The sequence below is a fragment of the Hahella sp. KA22 genome, assembly GCF_004135205.1.
In the GTDB taxonomy this organism is placed as follows: Bacteria; Pseudomonadota; Gammaproteobacteria; order Pseudomonadales; family Oleiphilaceae; genus Hahella.
In genome coordinates, this window is record NZ_CP035490.1 from 2,843,789 (window position 1) to 2,857,733 (window position 13,945).

Annotated in this window: 11 protein-coding genes and 5 tRNA genes; 13 read left to right on the forward strand and 3 right to left on the reverse strand. The window is 49.7% G+C overall.

The annotated features are described in order from the left end of the window. Positions 1-12 precede the first annotated feature (12 nt). Entirely contained in the window at positions 13-621 is a 609-nt protein-coding gene (locus EUZ85_RS12735) for a tRNA-(ms[2]io[6]A)-hydroxylase (protein WP_127974463.1), read from the forward strand. Between the two features lie 27 nt (positions 622-648). On the opposite strand, the gene EUZ85_RS12740 is transcribed toward EUZ85_RS12735, so the two are convergent. Continuing rightward, positions 649-1,383 carry a UDP-2,3-diacylglucosamine diphosphatase gene (locus tag EUZ85_RS12740; RefSeq protein WP_127969646.1) on the reverse strand — a complete coding sequence of 245 codons (735 nt, stop codon included), beginning with the start codon at positions 1,381-1,383 and terminating at the stop codon, positions 649-651. A gap of 3 nt (positions 1,384-1,386) precedes the next feature. Further along, positions 1,387-1,881 carry a peptidylprolyl isomerase gene (locus EUZ85_RS12745; RefSeq protein ID WP_127969647.1) on the reverse strand — a complete coding sequence of 165 codons (495 nt, stop codon included), beginning with the start codon at positions 1,879-1,881 and terminating at the stop codon, positions 1,387-1,389. Positions 1,882-2,100: 219 nt separating this feature from the next. On the opposite strand from EUZ85_RS12745, the gene EUZ85_RS12750 reads away from it, so the two are divergent. Continuing rightward, positions 2,101-3,789 carry a glutamine--tRNA ligase/YqeY domain fusion protein gene (locus EUZ85_RS12750; protein WP_127969648.1) on the forward strand — a complete coding sequence of 563 codons (1,689 nt, stop codon included), beginning with the start codon at positions 2,101-2,103 and terminating at the stop codon, positions 3,787-3,789. Positions 3,790-3,842: 53 nt separating this feature from the next. Continuing rightward, positions 3,843-5,246, forward strand: coding sequence for a cysteine--tRNA ligase (gene cysS / locus EUZ85_RS12755; protein WP_127969649.1), 1,404 nt, complete (start codon positions 3,843-3,845; stop codon positions 5,244-5,246). Between the two features lie 99 nt (positions 5,247-5,345). On the opposite strand, the gene folD is transcribed toward cysS, so the two are convergent. Next, entirely contained in the window at positions 5,346-6,230 is an 885-nt protein-coding gene (gene folD / locus EUZ85_RS12760) for a bifunctional methylenetetrahydrofolate dehydrogenase/methenyltetrahydrofolate cyclohydrolase FolD (RefSeq protein ID WP_127969650.1), read from the reverse strand. A 364-nt stretch (positions 6,231-6,594) separates the two neighbouring features. Here folD and EUZ85_RS12765 point away from each other — a divergent pair. The 10 genes from EUZ85_RS12765 to EUZ85_RS12810 all read left to right on the forward strand — a co-directional run bounded on the left by EUZ85_RS12765 (position 6,595) and on the right by EUZ85_RS12810 (position 13,889). Next, a tRNA-Pro gene (locus EUZ85_RS12765) sits at positions 6,595-6,671 on the forward strand. Positions 6,672-6,731: 60 nt separating this feature from the next. Then, positions 6,732-6,808: transfer RNA gene (locus tag EUZ85_RS12770), tRNA-Arg, on the forward strand. 39 nt (positions 6,809-6,847) lie between these two features. Then, positions 6,848-6,923, forward strand: a tRNA-His gene (locus EUZ85_RS12775). Between the two features lie 68 nt (positions 6,924-6,991). Next, positions 6,992-7,076 (forward strand) — tRNA-Leu (locus tag EUZ85_RS12780). Between the two features lie 118 nt (positions 7,077-7,194). Next, positions 7,195-8,544 carry a trigger factor gene (gene tig, locus EUZ85_RS12785; protein WP_127969651.1) on the forward strand — a complete coding sequence of 450 codons (1,350 nt, stop codon included), beginning with the start codon at positions 7,195-7,197 and terminating at the stop codon, positions 8,542-8,544. Between the two features lie 108 nt (positions 8,545-8,652). Continuing rightward, the gene (clpP, locus tag EUZ85_RS12790) at positions 8,653-9,294 is read left to right on the forward strand and encodes an ATP-dependent Clp endopeptidase proteolytic subunit ClpP (RefSeq protein ID WP_011396058.1); all 642 of its coding nucleotides are present in this window, start codon (positions 8,653-8,655) and stop codon (positions 9,292-9,294) included. A 77-nt stretch (positions 9,295-9,371) separates the two neighbouring features. Continuing rightward, positions 9,372-10,655, forward strand: coding sequence for an ATP-dependent Clp protease ATP-binding subunit ClpX (gene clpX, locus EUZ85_RS12795; RefSeq protein WP_127969652.1), 1,284 nt, complete (start codon positions 9,372-9,374; stop codon positions 10,653-10,655). A gap of 211 nt (positions 10,656-10,866) precedes the next feature. Then, on the forward strand, positions 10,867-13,299 hold the full coding sequence (lon, locus tag EUZ85_RS12800; protein ID WP_127969653.1) for an endopeptidase La: 2,433 nt from the start codon (positions 10,867-10,869) through the stop codon (positions 13,297-13,299). Between the two features lie 198 nt (positions 13,300-13,497). Next, positions 13,498-13,770 (forward strand): nucleoid-associated protein HU-beta, encoded by a 273-nt coding sequence (gene hupB / locus EUZ85_RS12805; RefSeq protein ID WP_011396062.1) that lies wholly within the window; start codon positions 13,498-13,500, stop codon positions 13,768-13,770. A gap of 42 nt (positions 13,771-13,812) precedes the next feature. After that, a tRNA-Asp gene (locus tag EUZ85_RS12810) sits at positions 13,813-13,889 on the forward strand. Positions 13,890-13,945 lie beyond the last annotated feature (56 nt).

Consider the following 13,945-nt stretch of genomic DNA (forward strand, 5'->3'; position numbering starts at 1 on the left):
ATTATAGTGGATATGTCTGTGTCGGCTCCTGAAGATATCGTTAGCTTTTTAGGGTGTGAAACGCCGGAGGCATGGTTGCGTAAAGCTGCAGCGGAACTGCCGCTATTGTTGGTGGATCATGCGCAGTGTGAGAAGAAGGCGGCCTCTTCAGCATTGCAATTGATGTTCAGGTACCCTGAGGATATCGAGTTGTCGACGCGGATGTCGAAGCTTGCGCGTGAAGAGTTGCGCCACTACGAGCAGGTGGTGAAGATCATGCAGGGGCGAGAAGTGTCTGATCGTAAGCAGACGGCGTCTCGTTATGCTTCTGCGTTGCGCGATTGTGTTCGTAAAGGTGAGCCGCACAGATTGGTGGATATGCTAATCATAGGGGCGTTTATAGAGGCGCGTTCCTGTGAGCGATTCGCTCGATTAATTCCATATTTGGATGAAGAATTGGCTGCTTTCTATCGAGGCTTGCTTGAGTCGGAAGGGCGTCATTACAGAAACTATCTGAAATTGGCCAAAGAGCGTTCTCCAGCCGATATAACGGACAGGATTGCGTATGTCCGTGAGGTGGAGGCGGATTTGATTCGTTCGCCTGACTCGGAGTTTCGCTTCCATAGCGGTGTTCCCGCTTAAAGCGTTGAGGACCTGACGCTGCTTGCGTCAGGCTATATCCTCAGCTTTCAGGTTCAGTAATTGGAAGCCGTCTGCGTCCGCTCTGCCGTACCAGGTTTCGTCTCCCCAATCTCCCAGAACAATGCGCTTTACCTTACCCTGGGGTAGGTTATAACAATGTGTGTCGGGACGATGTGTGTGGCCGTGAATCAACAGCTCAATTTTATAGGTGTTGAAGGTGCTTATTACCTCGTCCGGAGCGACATCCATAATTTCCTCCGCTTTTCCTTGATTCTTCGCCATGCTGATCTGCCGCATTTGGCGAGCCGTTAATTGGCGTTGATCCAGGGGGCGCGAGAGAAACTGTGTCTGAAAAGCTGGATTGCGAAATGTGGCGCGAGCCTTTTGGTAGGCGGCGTCCAAAGTGCAAAGTGAGTCGCCATGCATGAGTAGTGACGAGGCGCTATACAGGTCAAGGGCATGAGGCTCTTTCAGCAAGGTCGCTCCACATTGCTTGGCGTAGGCTTCGCCGATGAGGAAGTCGCGATTGCCATGCATGAGATAGATGCGGGTTCCGGCATCCGCCAGTCTGTGAAGCCGTTGCGCCACCTCTACTTGCAGAGGAGTCTGCTCATCATCGCCAACCCAGACCTCGAAGAAGTCTCCGAGTATATACAGGGCTTCCGCGTTCGGGGCTATTTTGTCCAGAAAGTTAAAGAAAAACCGGGTGAGTTCCGGTTTTTCCACTTCCAGATGTAGATCGGAAATAAACAGCGTTGGCATGATCTATTCGATGATGGTGGCGGAAGTGATAATCACGTCTTCGGCTGGAACGTCTTCGTGTGCGCCCTTGTAAGTGGTGGCGACGGATTTAATTTGATTGACGACGTCCATGCCCTCGGTGACTTTACCGAACACTGCGTAACCCCAGCCTTCAGTGGTTTCCGATGTGAAATCCAGGAATCCGTTGTCTGCGACGTTAATAAAAAATTGGGCGCTGGCGGAATGGGGGTCCATTGTGCGGGCCATGGCGACGGAGCCTGTCATGTTGCTGAGCCCATTGTTCGCCTCGTTTTTAATCGGCGCGCGGGCTTTTTTGGGGGTAAGGCCTGGTTCAAATCCGCCGCCCTGAATCATAAAGTTAGAGATGACGCGGTGAAAGATGGTGCCGTCATAAAAGCCGTCGCGGACATATTGCTCGAAGTTTTTCGCTGTAATAGGCGCGTTTTCGTAGTCGAGCTCGATTTTGATGTCACCGAAGTTTGTCTGCAAAAGAATCATGTAGTTACCTTTTAAGGCTTTTGAACGGTTAAAACGTCATTTTAGCCAAAAAGCAGTGACCATTTCAGTAATTTGCGCTGCGACGAAGGTAAAGTTTCCCTATAATTGCCGGTTTATCCCCTGTACGTATAATCTAGGGAATATTAAAAGCGAATTCTTTTGCAAGGCTGGGAATCAGCCTTAAGCGCAATAAACATTGATGGTAGAGAAAGCATTTTTATGAGTGAAGGCGAGGCCATAAAGCCCAACTTTATTACCCAGATCATTGATAAAGATCTGGCGGCGAACAAGCATGGCGGCAAAGTGCATACCCGTTTTCCACCGGAACCGAATGGATATCTCCATATCGGTCATGCGAAGTCCATTTGTCTAAACTTTGGCGTTGCTGAAACCTACGCCAACGGCCGCTGCAATCTACGCTTCGACGATACCAATCCTGAAAAAGAAAGCCAGGAATACATCGATTCGATCGCCACTGACGTTAAGTGGTTGGGATGCGAGTGGGAAGAGCCTGTCAGACATGCTTCCTCATACTTTGATCAGTTGTTTGAGTACGCTATCGAGCTGATAAACAAAGGCAAAGCCTATGTGTGCAGCCTGACTCCAGACGAAATGACAGCGTATCGCGGCTCACTGAAAGAGCCGGGCAAACCCAGTCCCTATCGCGACAGGAGCGTTGAGGAAAACCTGGACCTGTTTCATCGTATGGCGAAAGGTGAGTTTGCGGATGGCGTTCATGTGCTGCGCGCTAAGATCGATATGGCGTCGCCCAATATCAATATGCGCGATCCGATTTTGTATCGCATTCGTCGCGCTCACCATCATCAGACTGGTGATAAGTGGTGCGTGTACCCGATGTACGACTATACCCATCCGATTTCAGACGCATTGGAAGGGATAACGCATTCTCTGTGTACGCTGGAGTTTGAAGACCACCGTCCCTTGTATGACTGGGTGTTGGATAACATCAGTATCGATTGCCATCCACAGCAAATTGAGTTTGCGCGCTTAAATCTCAACTATACCGTCACCAGTAAGCGTAAGCTGAAGAAGCTGGTAGACGAAAAGTATGTTGAAGGCTGGGATGATCCACGCATGCCGACTCTGGCTGGGTTGCGTCGTCGCGGCTATACGCCTCGCTCAATTCGTAGCTTTTGTAACGCAATCGGCGTGACGCGTAGCGAAGGCGTGGTGGACGTGGCCATGCTGGAGTTCGCGATCCGTGAAGATCTGAATGAGCGTGCGCCAAGAGCAATGTGCGTGTTGCACCCATTGAAAGTGGTGATTACCAACTATCCCGAAGGGCAGGTTGAGGAGTTGGTTGCGCCGGCGCATCCTCAAAATGAATCCATGGGGACCCGTACAGTACCCTTTGCGAAAGAGATTTATATTGATCAGGAGGATTTCCGGGAGTCCGCCAATAAGCACTTCAAACGTTTAGTGTTAGGGAAGGAAGTGCGCTTACGTAACGCCTATGTGATTCGTTGCGATGAAGTGATCAAAAATGAGGCGGGTGAACCTATTGAGTTACGCTGTGTCTATGATCCCGATACGCTGGGTAAAGATCCGGAAGGGCGCAAAGTTAAGGGCGTTATTCACTGGGTCGCCGCGGATCAGGCGGTAGATGTGGAAGTGCGGCTTTATGATCGCCTTTTTAATCATGAAAGCCCGGACGCCCAAAAAGAAGTGGAATTTACCGAATTCCTGAATCCCGAGTCTCTGGTTGTCTTGAGCGGAGCCAAGGCGGAGGCGAGTCTGCGTCAGGCGGGTTCTGAAGTTCCATATCAGTTTGAGCGGGAAGGGTATTTTTACCTTGACCCAATCAAGGCGGCTCAGGGTGAGTTGGTGTTTAATCGCACAGTCACACTTCGTGACACCTGGGCGAAAATTGAGGCGAAGGGCGAATAATTTCGCCTTTACGCCGGAAGCAACGTTAACGGTAACATTAGGACTAATAGGTCGTGTTGAAGATATACAGTAGCCTTTCTCAGCAAAAAGAAGAGTTTAAACCCATTCAGGCCGGTAAGGTCGGTATCTACGTTTGCGGAATGACTGTATATGACTACTGTCACCTCGGGCATGCCCGGGTCCTGGTGTGTTTTGACATAATTACCCGTTATCTGCGCGCGAAAGGCTACGACGTCAATTATGTGCGCAACATTACTGACGTCGATGACAAGATTCTGAATCGGGCGCGTGATAACGGGGAGTCTGTTGATGCGTTGACGGCTCGCTTTATTGATGCGATGCACGAGGATGAGCGGGCGTTGGGTGTGTTGTCTCCAACTTCAGAGCCGCGTGCAACCGGCCATATCGACGAAATCATCGCTATGATTCAGCGTCTCATGGATAAAGGGTATGCCTACCATGCGTCCAATGGCGATGTTTACTATGCCGTTGAGCAGTTTGCGGATTACGGTAAGCTCAGCAAGCAAAAGCTGGATGAAATTCGTGCGGGAGCCCGGATCGAGGTGGATGCAGAAAAACGTAGTCCTGCAGATTTCGTGCTCTGGAAGGCGGCTAAGCCGGGCGAGTTGTCATGGAATTCTCCATGGGGTGAGGGGCGTCCTGGTTGGCATATTGAGTGCTCTGCGATGTCTACGCAATGCTTGGGCGATACCTTTGATATTCATGGCGGCGGACCAGATCTTAAGTTCCCGCACCATGAAAACGAAATAGCGCAGTCGGAAGCCGCTACGGGGTGTAAGTATGTCAATTACTGGATGCATGCCGGAGCTGTAAGGGTTAACAAGGAAAAGATGTCTAAATCACTGGGTAACTTCTTCACAATTCGTGAAATTCTGGATAAGTATCCGGCTGAAGTGGTGCGTTATTTCCTCGCCTCTAGTCATTATCGTAGCGCGATTGATTATTCTGATCTTGCCTTGGAAGAAGCGCGGAGCGGGTTGGAGCGTCTATACAACTCCATCCGTGAACTCTATGGAGAATTGAGTGCGGTTTCAGTAGATGAATCTCTGATTGGGGGGTATCGAGAACGCTTCCATCAGGCAATGGATGATGACTTCAATACCTCCTCCGCCGTGGCAGTGCTGTTTGATATGGCGAAAGCAGTAAATGTGTCGAAAAAGGAAGATCGCGCCACGGCGTTGTCGTTGGCGAAAGGCATGATTGATCTGGCTGAGGTGCTTGGCCTGCTTCAGGCGAACCCTGAATCGCTGATGCAGGGGGAGGGTGAGGAAGTTGGGGGTCTGAGTGTGGATGAAATTGAAGGCTATATTGCCCGGCGTAATGCGGCTCGCGCCAATAAGGATTTTGCCGAATCTGACCGCATTAGAGATTTGCTCAAGGATAAAGGCGTATTGCTTAACGACTCACGTGAGGGTACGACCTGGCAGAGAGCGTAGCTCGGCCATTTAATTTTAAAAAGCCCCGGTCATTTATGTGAGTGGCCGGGGCTTTTCTATGTGGTGCTAGCTAAGTGAATGACTGCTATGAAGTGGGAGCTAACCTTTGTGTAGATGGTTGGCGGCGTAAAGCGTGTTCTCCATGAGGGTGGCGACGGTCATGGGGCCAACGCCTCCGGGTACTGGCGTAATCCAGCTGGCGCGTTCCGCTGCTTCATCAAACTCGACGTCTCCAACTAGCGCGCCGTCATCTTTGCGATTGATGCCTACGTCAATCACGATGGCTCCGGGCTTTATCCATTCGCCTTTTACAATGCCTGGGCGTCCTACTGCGACAACGACGATATCGGACTGGCTCACTTTGGCTGGAAGATTGACCGTAAAGCGATGAGTAATGGTGACGGTGCAGCCCGCCAGCAATAACTCCAGCCCCATGGGGCGTCCGACAATATTGGAAGCTCCGACCACCAAAGCATCTTTACCTCGTAGTTCAACGCCAGTGCGGGCTAACAGAGTCATGATGCCTTTAGGGGTGCAGGGGCGTAGCACGGGCATACGCTGCGCCAGTCGGCCAAGGTTGTAGGGGTGGAAGCCATCGACGTCTTTGTCTGGCTTTATGCGCTCTAATATATTGTCTGCATCCATATGCGCGGGGAGGGGCAATTGGACGAGTATGCCATCTATAGCGTTGTCTTCGTTAAGGGTGTCAATTAGTTTGAGGAGCTCCTGCTCCGTCGTGCTCTCTTCCAGGGTGTATTTTTGAGAGAGAAAGCCGACTTCTTCGCAAGCCTTGGTTTTGTTCTTCACATAAACTTGGGAGGCGGGATCCTCTCCCACCAATACAACGGCGAGACCGGGTGGGCGCAAGCCGCTGTCGAGGCGGGCTTTTACGCCTTCTGCAACATTTTTGCGAACGTCCGCGGCGACCTGCTTGCCGTCGATCAGCCTAGCGTGATGGTTGTTCTGGGCGTGAGTCATAGTCATGGCCAACTGATGGGAATAGGGGCCCACATTTTACTGAAATGGCGCTATAGCTCAATTGTTTAATGTAATGCATCAGGGCTGGTAGGGGGCTTGGTTGATTGTTTGAGTCTGGTGGCTAGGCGTCTCTCTATTGGGAGAATAAAAGTTAAGTGGTTGGTGGTAGTATCCTGTTGATGGGGGGGGGGTGGTTCGGGAGTGTTTTGGGATGCTCCTCTCATTTACATGTATTATGTGGCGCGCTCACCGCTTAAATGGCTCGTGCTGGAAAATATTTTAAGTATTTTCAAATTGATGGTTGACGATGGTGGGCGCCGCGAGTATTATTCGCGCCAGCTTTCGCTGAGGCGCCTTGTCTCACTAAGAGCGGGGTATAGCGCAGTCTGGTAGCGCGCCTGCTTTGGGAGCAGGATGTCGGGAGTTCGAATCTCTCTACCCCGACCACTTTACTCGGTGAGTAATCACAGTTTAAGGTGGTAGTTCGCAAGGAGTCGCGAATATAGAGCGCCCGTAGCTCAACCGGATAGAGCATCGGCCTTCTAAGCCGAGGGTTGCAGGTTCGAGTCCTGCCGGGCGCGCCATGCCTTAAAGTGGTGGCCTTAGGTAGCGAAGCATTTGTGGTGGACGTAGCTCAGTCGGTAGAGCTCAGGATTGTGATTCCTGCGGTCGAGGGTTCGATCCCCTTCGTCCACCCCATTCCTCTCAAGCTTTAGGGCTTGTTAAAAAGTTTTGATGTGTTTTGCAGAAAAACTACCTCTTATAGTGCGAAAGTGGCGGAACTGGTAGACGCGCTGGATTTAGGTTCCAGTATCGAAAGATGTGAGAGTTCGAGTCTCTCCTTTCGCACCATGTTGATTTTTAATAATTGCGAAGCTCCTTGTTTATATTCTCTACTTGCTAAAGCAGTCGGGGCTCCGTAATATTTGCCTCCACTTTTTTAAGTTGCGTATCAGAATCGAGGATTATCATGCAAGTTTCGCTAGAGTCGACCTCTTCTATCGAGCGTCGAATGACAATTGGTGTGCCGGCAACTCAAGTTAACTCGGAAGTAGAGAAGCGTTTGCAGAAAACTGCTCGTACTGTCCGCATGAATGGTTTCCGTCCCGGCAAAGTACCGATGAGCGTAGTCAAAAAGCGCTACGGAGAAGGCGTGCGCCAGGAAGTTATCGGCGAAATGATGCGCGACGCTTATGTTGAGGCGCTTCAGAAAGAAGACCTGAACCCCGCCGGCTACCCCAAATTTGAGCCCAAGAAAATCGAAGATGGCGAAGATCTGGAATTTATTGCTACTTTCGAAATCTATCCTGAAGTGTCCATTGGCGACCTCTCCTCCATTAGCGTTGAAAAAGAAGACTTTGAAATCGTTGATGCTGACGTAGACAGCATGATCGAAAAGCTGCGTCAGCAATCTTCTTTATGGAAAGATAGCGAAGACGCGGCAGCTGAAGGCGACCGTCTGACTATCGACTTCAAAGGCATGATTGATGGTGAAGCGTTTGAAGGCGGTTCTGCGGAAAATGCACAGATCGTTATCGGCTCCAAGCGCATGATTCCTGGCTTTGAAGACGGTTTGGTAGGTTTAAAGGCTGGCGATGAAAAAACGCTGGATCTGACTTTTCCTGAAGACTATCACGCTGAAAACCTGAAAGGTAAACCCGCTCAGTTTGAAGTAAAAGTGAGCAAGGTTGAGCGTTCTGAGCTGCCTGAAATCAATGATGAGTTCTTCGCGCAGTACGGAGTGCAGGAAGGCGGAGAAGAGGCTTTCAAAGTCGAAATTCGCAAGAACATGGAGCGCGAAGCGAAATTTGCAATCGCAAATAAAGTGAAGCAACAAGTGGTTGATCAGTTGTTGGGCTTGAGCGAATTCGAAGTACCTTCCGCTTTGGTTGACTCTGAGGTTAACAGAATGCGTGAAGATGCCGCCCAGCGTTTTGGCGGTGGTCAAATGAAGGCTTCGCAATTGCCTGCGGAACTGTTTAAGGACCAAGCGGTCAAACGTGTTAAGACCGGCTTGATTTTTGCTCAAGTGGTTAAAGATAACGGCCTTGAGGCGTCTGAAGCGCAGATTGAAGCGAAAATTCGTGAGCTGGCGTCCAGTTATCAAGAGCCTGAGCAAGTGGTTAGCTGGTATATGAGCAATCCTGAGCAGAAGGCTCAGATGCAGTCCGTAGTTCTGGAAGATGTAGTGGTGGATTTCGTGGCTGATAAAGCGAAGATTGAGACTAAGTCCGTATCATATGAGGACGCAGTCAAGCCAAGAACTGCTCCAGCTGCGGAAGCTGATCAAGCGGAAGAAGCTGAGCAAAGCGCGGAATAAAAAACGCGGTCTTGCGCTAAAAAAGCCAGCAAATTAAGCTAGAATGACAAACAGCCGGTAACGTCCGGCTGTTTGTCTTTTATAGATAGCAATGGAGTTCTGATAAAAATGGCTCGCGACGACAACGCAACGATGATGAATAAATTAGAAATAGCCAATGCTCTGGTGCCCATGGTGGTTGAGCAAACCGCGCGTGGCGAAAGATCCTACGATATATACTCAAGGCTGTTGAAAGAGCGGATCATTTTTCTGGTCGGCCAGGTTGAAGACCATATGGCTAATCTGGTGGTGGCGCAGTTGTTGTTCCTGGAGTCAGAGAACCCGGACAAAGATATTCATCTCTACATCAATTCTCCTGGTGGTTCCGTGACCGCGGGGCTGTCAATTTACGACACCATGCAATTTATCAAGCCTGACGTTTCTACAATGTGTATCGGGCAGGCGGCTAGTATGGGTGCGTTACTATTAAGCGGCGGCGCCGCTGGAAAGCGCTACTGTCTGCCGCACTCTCGCGTGATGATTCACCAGCCATTATTGGGCGGTCTGCAGGGGCAGGCTTCTGATATAGAGATACATGCGAAGGAAATTCTGTTGTTGCGCGAGAAGCTGAACAACATTCTCTCCAAGCACACAGGGCAAGACATTGAGACCATCGCTCGTGACACTGACCGCGATAAATTCATGGACGCTGAGATGGCTAAAAATTATGGCTTGATAGACTCTGTGCTTGATAAACGGGTAGTTGGTTAGCATACTTGGTGTATGGTAAATACGTAAGACTAACTAAACCCGTCTTGCATATATTGAATTAATTTAGGGGTAGTTTGATGGCTGATGAAAGAAGCGGAAAGGGCGAAGACAGCGGCAAGTTGCTGTATTGCTCCTTTTGCGGGAAAAGCCAACATGAGGTTCGCAAGCTGATCGCCGGTCCGTCTGTGTTTATTTGCGATGAGTGCGTTGATCTGTGCAACGACATTATCCGCGAAGAGATTCAGGAAGCGACCACCAGTGACAGCAGCGACAGGTTGCCCACACCTCACGAAATCAAGGAAACGCTGGATGACTATGTAATCGGTCAGACCCGAGCCAAACTTGCGTTGGCTGTTGCGGTTTACAACCATTACAAGCGCCTACGTTACGAAGACAAAAAAGGTGAAGTCGAGTTAGGCAAGAGTAATATTTTGCTGATTGGGCCCACCGGTAGCGGTAAGACTTTGTTGGCTGAAACGCTGGCGAGATTGCTGAACGTACCGTTTACCATTGCTGACGCCACGACATTGACGGAAGCCGGTTATGTCGGCGAAGACGTTGAGAACATTATTCAGAAACTGTTGCAGAAGTGTGACTATGACGTCGAGAAGGCGCAGAAGGGTATCGTATACATTGACGAAATCGATAAAATTTCGCGTAAATCCGATAATCCTTCTATAACGCGTGACGTGTCTGGCGAAGGTGTTCAGCAGGCGTTGTTGAAGCTGATTGAGGGCACTGTCGCCTCCGTGCCGCCTCAGGGTGGCCGTAAGCATCCGCAGCAAGAATTTCTGCAAGTGGATACTTCGAATATTCTGTTTATATGCGGTGGCGCCTTTGCTGGTCTTGAGAAGATTATTCGAGATCGCGCAGAGAAGGGCAGTATCGGATTTTCGGCCGTAGTGAAGAGTCAGATAAGCTCTAAATCTGTTGGCGAGACGTTAAAGGACGTAGAGACCGAGGACTTAATCAAATTTGGTTTGATTCCCGAGTTTGTGGGCCGATTGCCTGTCATCGCTACTTTGGACGAGTTGGATGAGGCGGCGTTGATTCAGATTCTGACTCAGCCGCGTAACGCCTTGACCAAGCAATATTCCAAGCTGTTTGAAATGGAAAGCGTTGAAGTGGACTTTCGTGAGGACGCGCTGCACTCTATCGCCAAGAAAGCCATGGAGCGCAAAACCGGCGCGAGGGGGCTACGCTCTATACTTGAGCAGGTTCTCCTGAAGACTATGTATGACATTCCTTCAGAGCAGGATGTTTGCAAAGTCGTCATCGACGAAGGCGTTATCGCCGGCGAGTCCGAGCCAATCAAAATCTACAAGAACAGCGAACAGGCCAAATTGGCTGCTGACGAATAGCTTCTATTGCGGTAATGGTTAAATTACCGCCTGTTTTTGAAGGTTTTTGTAAAAAATGGGGCGTTCAGCCCCTTTTTTCTAAAATATTCCTATCTTGTAATCATCCTACATTTGTATTTTGCGGCCATTGTCCCCATCATCTATAGCAAGTGAAAGATAGTGACCAGCATACGGCGCGTGTTAGAAGCGCCATCAAGTTCTGAGGTGTTATATGGTTGAGGGTTCATCACCTATCGTAATCCCTTTACTGCCATTGCGTGATGTTGTTGTTTTCCCGCACATGGTGATCCCTTTGTTTGTTGGCAGAGCCAAATCTATTAAAGCTCTCGAAGAAGCAACGGAAGGCAATAAGGAAATCCTGCTGGTAGCTCAGCGTGACCCTGCTGACGAAGATCCGGGGCAGTCTGAAATATATGGAATCGGCACCGTATCAACTATCCTGCAGATGCTCAAACTGCCTGACGGTACTGTAAAAGTGCTGGTTGAAGGCAACTATCGCGCCCATATTGATCGCGTAGAAAACGATGACTATCTCAGCGCGAAAGTTAGTGAATTGCCTGAGCCGATTCTGTCTGAACGTTCCGCCGATGTCCTTACTCGTTCTTTACTTTCTCAGTTCGAACAATACGTGAAGCTGAGTAAGAAAATTCCGAATGAACTATCTGACTCATTAAGTAATATTGCTGAGCCCGGACGTTTGGCCGATACCATCGCGGCGCATTTGGAGCTTAAGCTTGAGTCCAAGCAAGAGTTACTTGAAGTGGTGGATGTTAAGGCGCGAGTTGAAGCGCTGATGCAGCGACTAGAGAATGAGATTGACATTCTGCAAGTGGAGCAGCGTATTCGCGGCCGCGTTAAGAAGCAGATGGAAAAGAGCCAGCGCGAGTATTACCTCAACGAACAGATGAAAGCCATCCAAAAGGAAATGGGTGATCTGGGTGATGGCGGTAATGAGCTGGAGCAGCTTGAAAAACGTATTCTATCCGCAGGCATGCCTGAGGAGGCGCGCAAGAAGGCGGAATCTGAGTTAAGCAAGCTCAAAATGATGTCGCCAATGTCAGCTGAAGCGACCGTTGTGCGTAGCTATATCGATTGGATGGTGAATATTCCATGGAAAAAGCGCAGTCGTGTTAAGCATGACTTAGATGCGGCGCGTAAGATCCTGAATGAAGACCACTACGGCCTGGAAGAGGTTAAAGAGCGTATTCTTGAGTATTTGGCAGTACAAAGCCGGGTCAAGAAGATGAAGGGGCCTGTGCTTTGCCTGGTTGGTCCTCCAGGTGTAGGTAAGACTTCGCTGGGGCAGTCGGTTGCAAAAGCTACGAACCGTAAGTATGTTCGTATGGCTCTCGGCGGCGTACGTGACGAGGCTGAGATTCGCGGTCACCGTCGGACTTATATCGGCTCTTTGCCTGGGAAGCTGTTGCAGAAGCTTGCGAAAGTTAACGTGAAGAATCCTTTGTTCTTGTTCGATGAGATCGACAAAATGGGCATGGATCATCGCGGTGACCCAGCGTCTGCTTTATTGGAGGTGTTGGACCCGGAACAGAACCACACTTTCAACGACCACTATTTGGAAGTGGATTACGATTTGTCTGAGGTTATGTTCGTTTGTACTTCCAATACAATGAATATTCCGCCTGCTTTGCTGGACCGTATGGAAATTATTCGAATTCCGGGATATACGGAAGACGAAAAGGTGAATATTGCTCAGAAGTACTTGCTGCCCAAGCAGATGGTGAACAACGGCTTGCAGGAAGGCGAGATGGAGACGGATGAGCAGGCCATTCGTACAGTCATTCGATACTATACGAAAGAGGCTGGCGTTCGTGGACTTGAGCGCGAGATCGCAAAGATTTGCCGCAAAGTGGTAAAAGAGAATGTATTGCTGAAAGGTAAGAAAGGCGAAGCTCGTCGCGTTACTGAAGAGAATCTTGAAGATTATCTGGGAGTGCGCAAGTTCAACTACGGCAAAGCGTCGTCTCAAGATCGTGTCGGGCAGGTTACTGGTTTGGCCTGGACTCAGGTCGGCGGCGAACTGCTGACAATTGAATGCACCTCGGTGCCTGGTAAGGGCAAGGTGGTGAAAACAGGCTCGCTTGGTGATGTCATGCAGGAGTCTATTCAGGCGGCTTTGACGGTGGTGAGAGGGCGTTCTCACGTGCTGGGCATAGCTCCTGATTTCCACGAGAAGAATGATATTCACGTACACGTTCCCGAAGGCGCGACGCCGAAGGATGGCCCTAGCGCAGGGATTGGAATGTGCACCGCGTTGGTGTCGAGTTTGACCAACGCGCCGGTTAAGGCTAACGTGGCGATGACGGGAGAGATTACCCTTCGTGGTGAAGTCCTGGCTATCGGCGGGCTTAAGGAGAAGTTGTTGGCCGCGCACCGTGGCGGTATTAAAACGGTGGTGATACCACAGGAAAATGTTCGTGACTTAAAGGAGATTCCGGATAACATCAAAAATGAATTGGAAATTATTCCAGTTACATGGATAGATGAAGTTTGGAATATTGCACTGGGGGATGACTTTGCAAATAGGTTGTCTAGTGCTGAAGGGGGCGTATCGGAAAAAGATAAAAGCTCCATAAATAAAGGTGATGAAACTTCTGATGGGGCGGACCGTATAAATACGCACTAGTGGAAGAAGCTGCTTGACACGCTTTTATCCGTGTTGGTATAAATGATCGCGTTGTCAGGCAGCGTCCCACAAGGGCTGCCGGCCAATTAAAAGAAGAAAAAGGATGTACTCACGCTCTAAAGTTTTAAGTGTGATGTATACCTGAATTCCTTCATCACCAGTCAATTAATCAATTCAAAAAGATCTAAGGGGTTTAGTGTGAATAAGTCAGAATTGATTGATGCTGTTGCTGCATCTGCAGACATCTCAAAAGCGGCTGCTGGTCGTGCTCTTGATGCTGTCGTTGAGTCAGTTACTGAAGCATTAAAAAAGGGTGAGCAGGTTACTTTGATCGGTTTTGGTACGTTCTCTGTTAAAGAGCGCGCTGCACGCACTGGTCGCAACCCGCAAACTGGCGCTACGATTAAAATCGACGCAGCCAAAGTTCCCAGCTTTAAAGCCGGTAAAGCTCTGAAAGACGCAGTCAACTAGCATCTTGTGTCCCTAGTAAAATAGGGACGCAATGCAATCGAAGGAGCGGTAGTTCAGTCGGTTAGAATACCGGCCTGTCACGCCGGGGGTCGCGGGTTCGAGTCCCGTCCGCTCCGCCAAGATCCAAGGCGCCTAAGAGCGCCTTTTTTCATTAGAACAGTACAACCAGATTTGG

What these genes read in the sequence shown, in the direction of transcription:
- clpX (WP_127969652.1), top strand. Translation starts at nt 9,372, where the DNA reads ATGGCTGATGAAAGAAGCGGAAAGGGCGAAGACAGCGGCAAGTTGCTG.
- EUZ85_RS12750 (WP_127969648.1), top strand. Translation starts at nt 2,101, where the DNA reads ATGAGTGAAGGCGAGGCCATAAAGCCCAACTTTATTACCCAGATCATT.
- EUZ85_RS12740 (WP_127969646.1), bottom strand. Translation starts at nt 1,383, where the DNA reads ATGCCAACGCTGTTTATTTCCGATCTACATCTGGAAGTGGAAAAACCG.
- EUZ85_RS12745 (WP_127969647.1), bottom strand. Translation starts at nt 1,881, where the DNA reads ATGATTCTTTTGCAGACAAACTTCGGTGACATCAAAATCGAGCTCGAC.
- EUZ85_RS12735 (WP_127974463.1), top strand. Translation starts at nt 13, where the DNA reads ATGTCTGTGTCGGCTCCTGAAGATATCGTTAGCTTTTTAGGGTGTGAA.
- folD (WP_127969650.1), bottom strand. Translation starts at nt 6,230, where the DNA reads ATGACTATGACTCACGCCCAGAACAACCATCACGCTAGGCTGATCGAC.
- lon (WP_127969653.1), top strand. Translation starts at nt 10,867, where the DNA reads ATGGTTGAGGGTTCATCACCTATCGTAATCCCTTTACTGCCATTGCGT.
- clpP (WP_011396058.1), top strand. Translation starts at nt 8,653, where the DNA reads ATGGCTCGCGACGACAACGCAACGATGATGAATAAATTAGAAATAGCC.
- tig (WP_127969651.1), top strand. Translation starts at nt 7,195, where the DNA reads ATGCAAGTTTCGCTAGAGTCGACCTCTTCTATCGAGCGTCGAATGACA.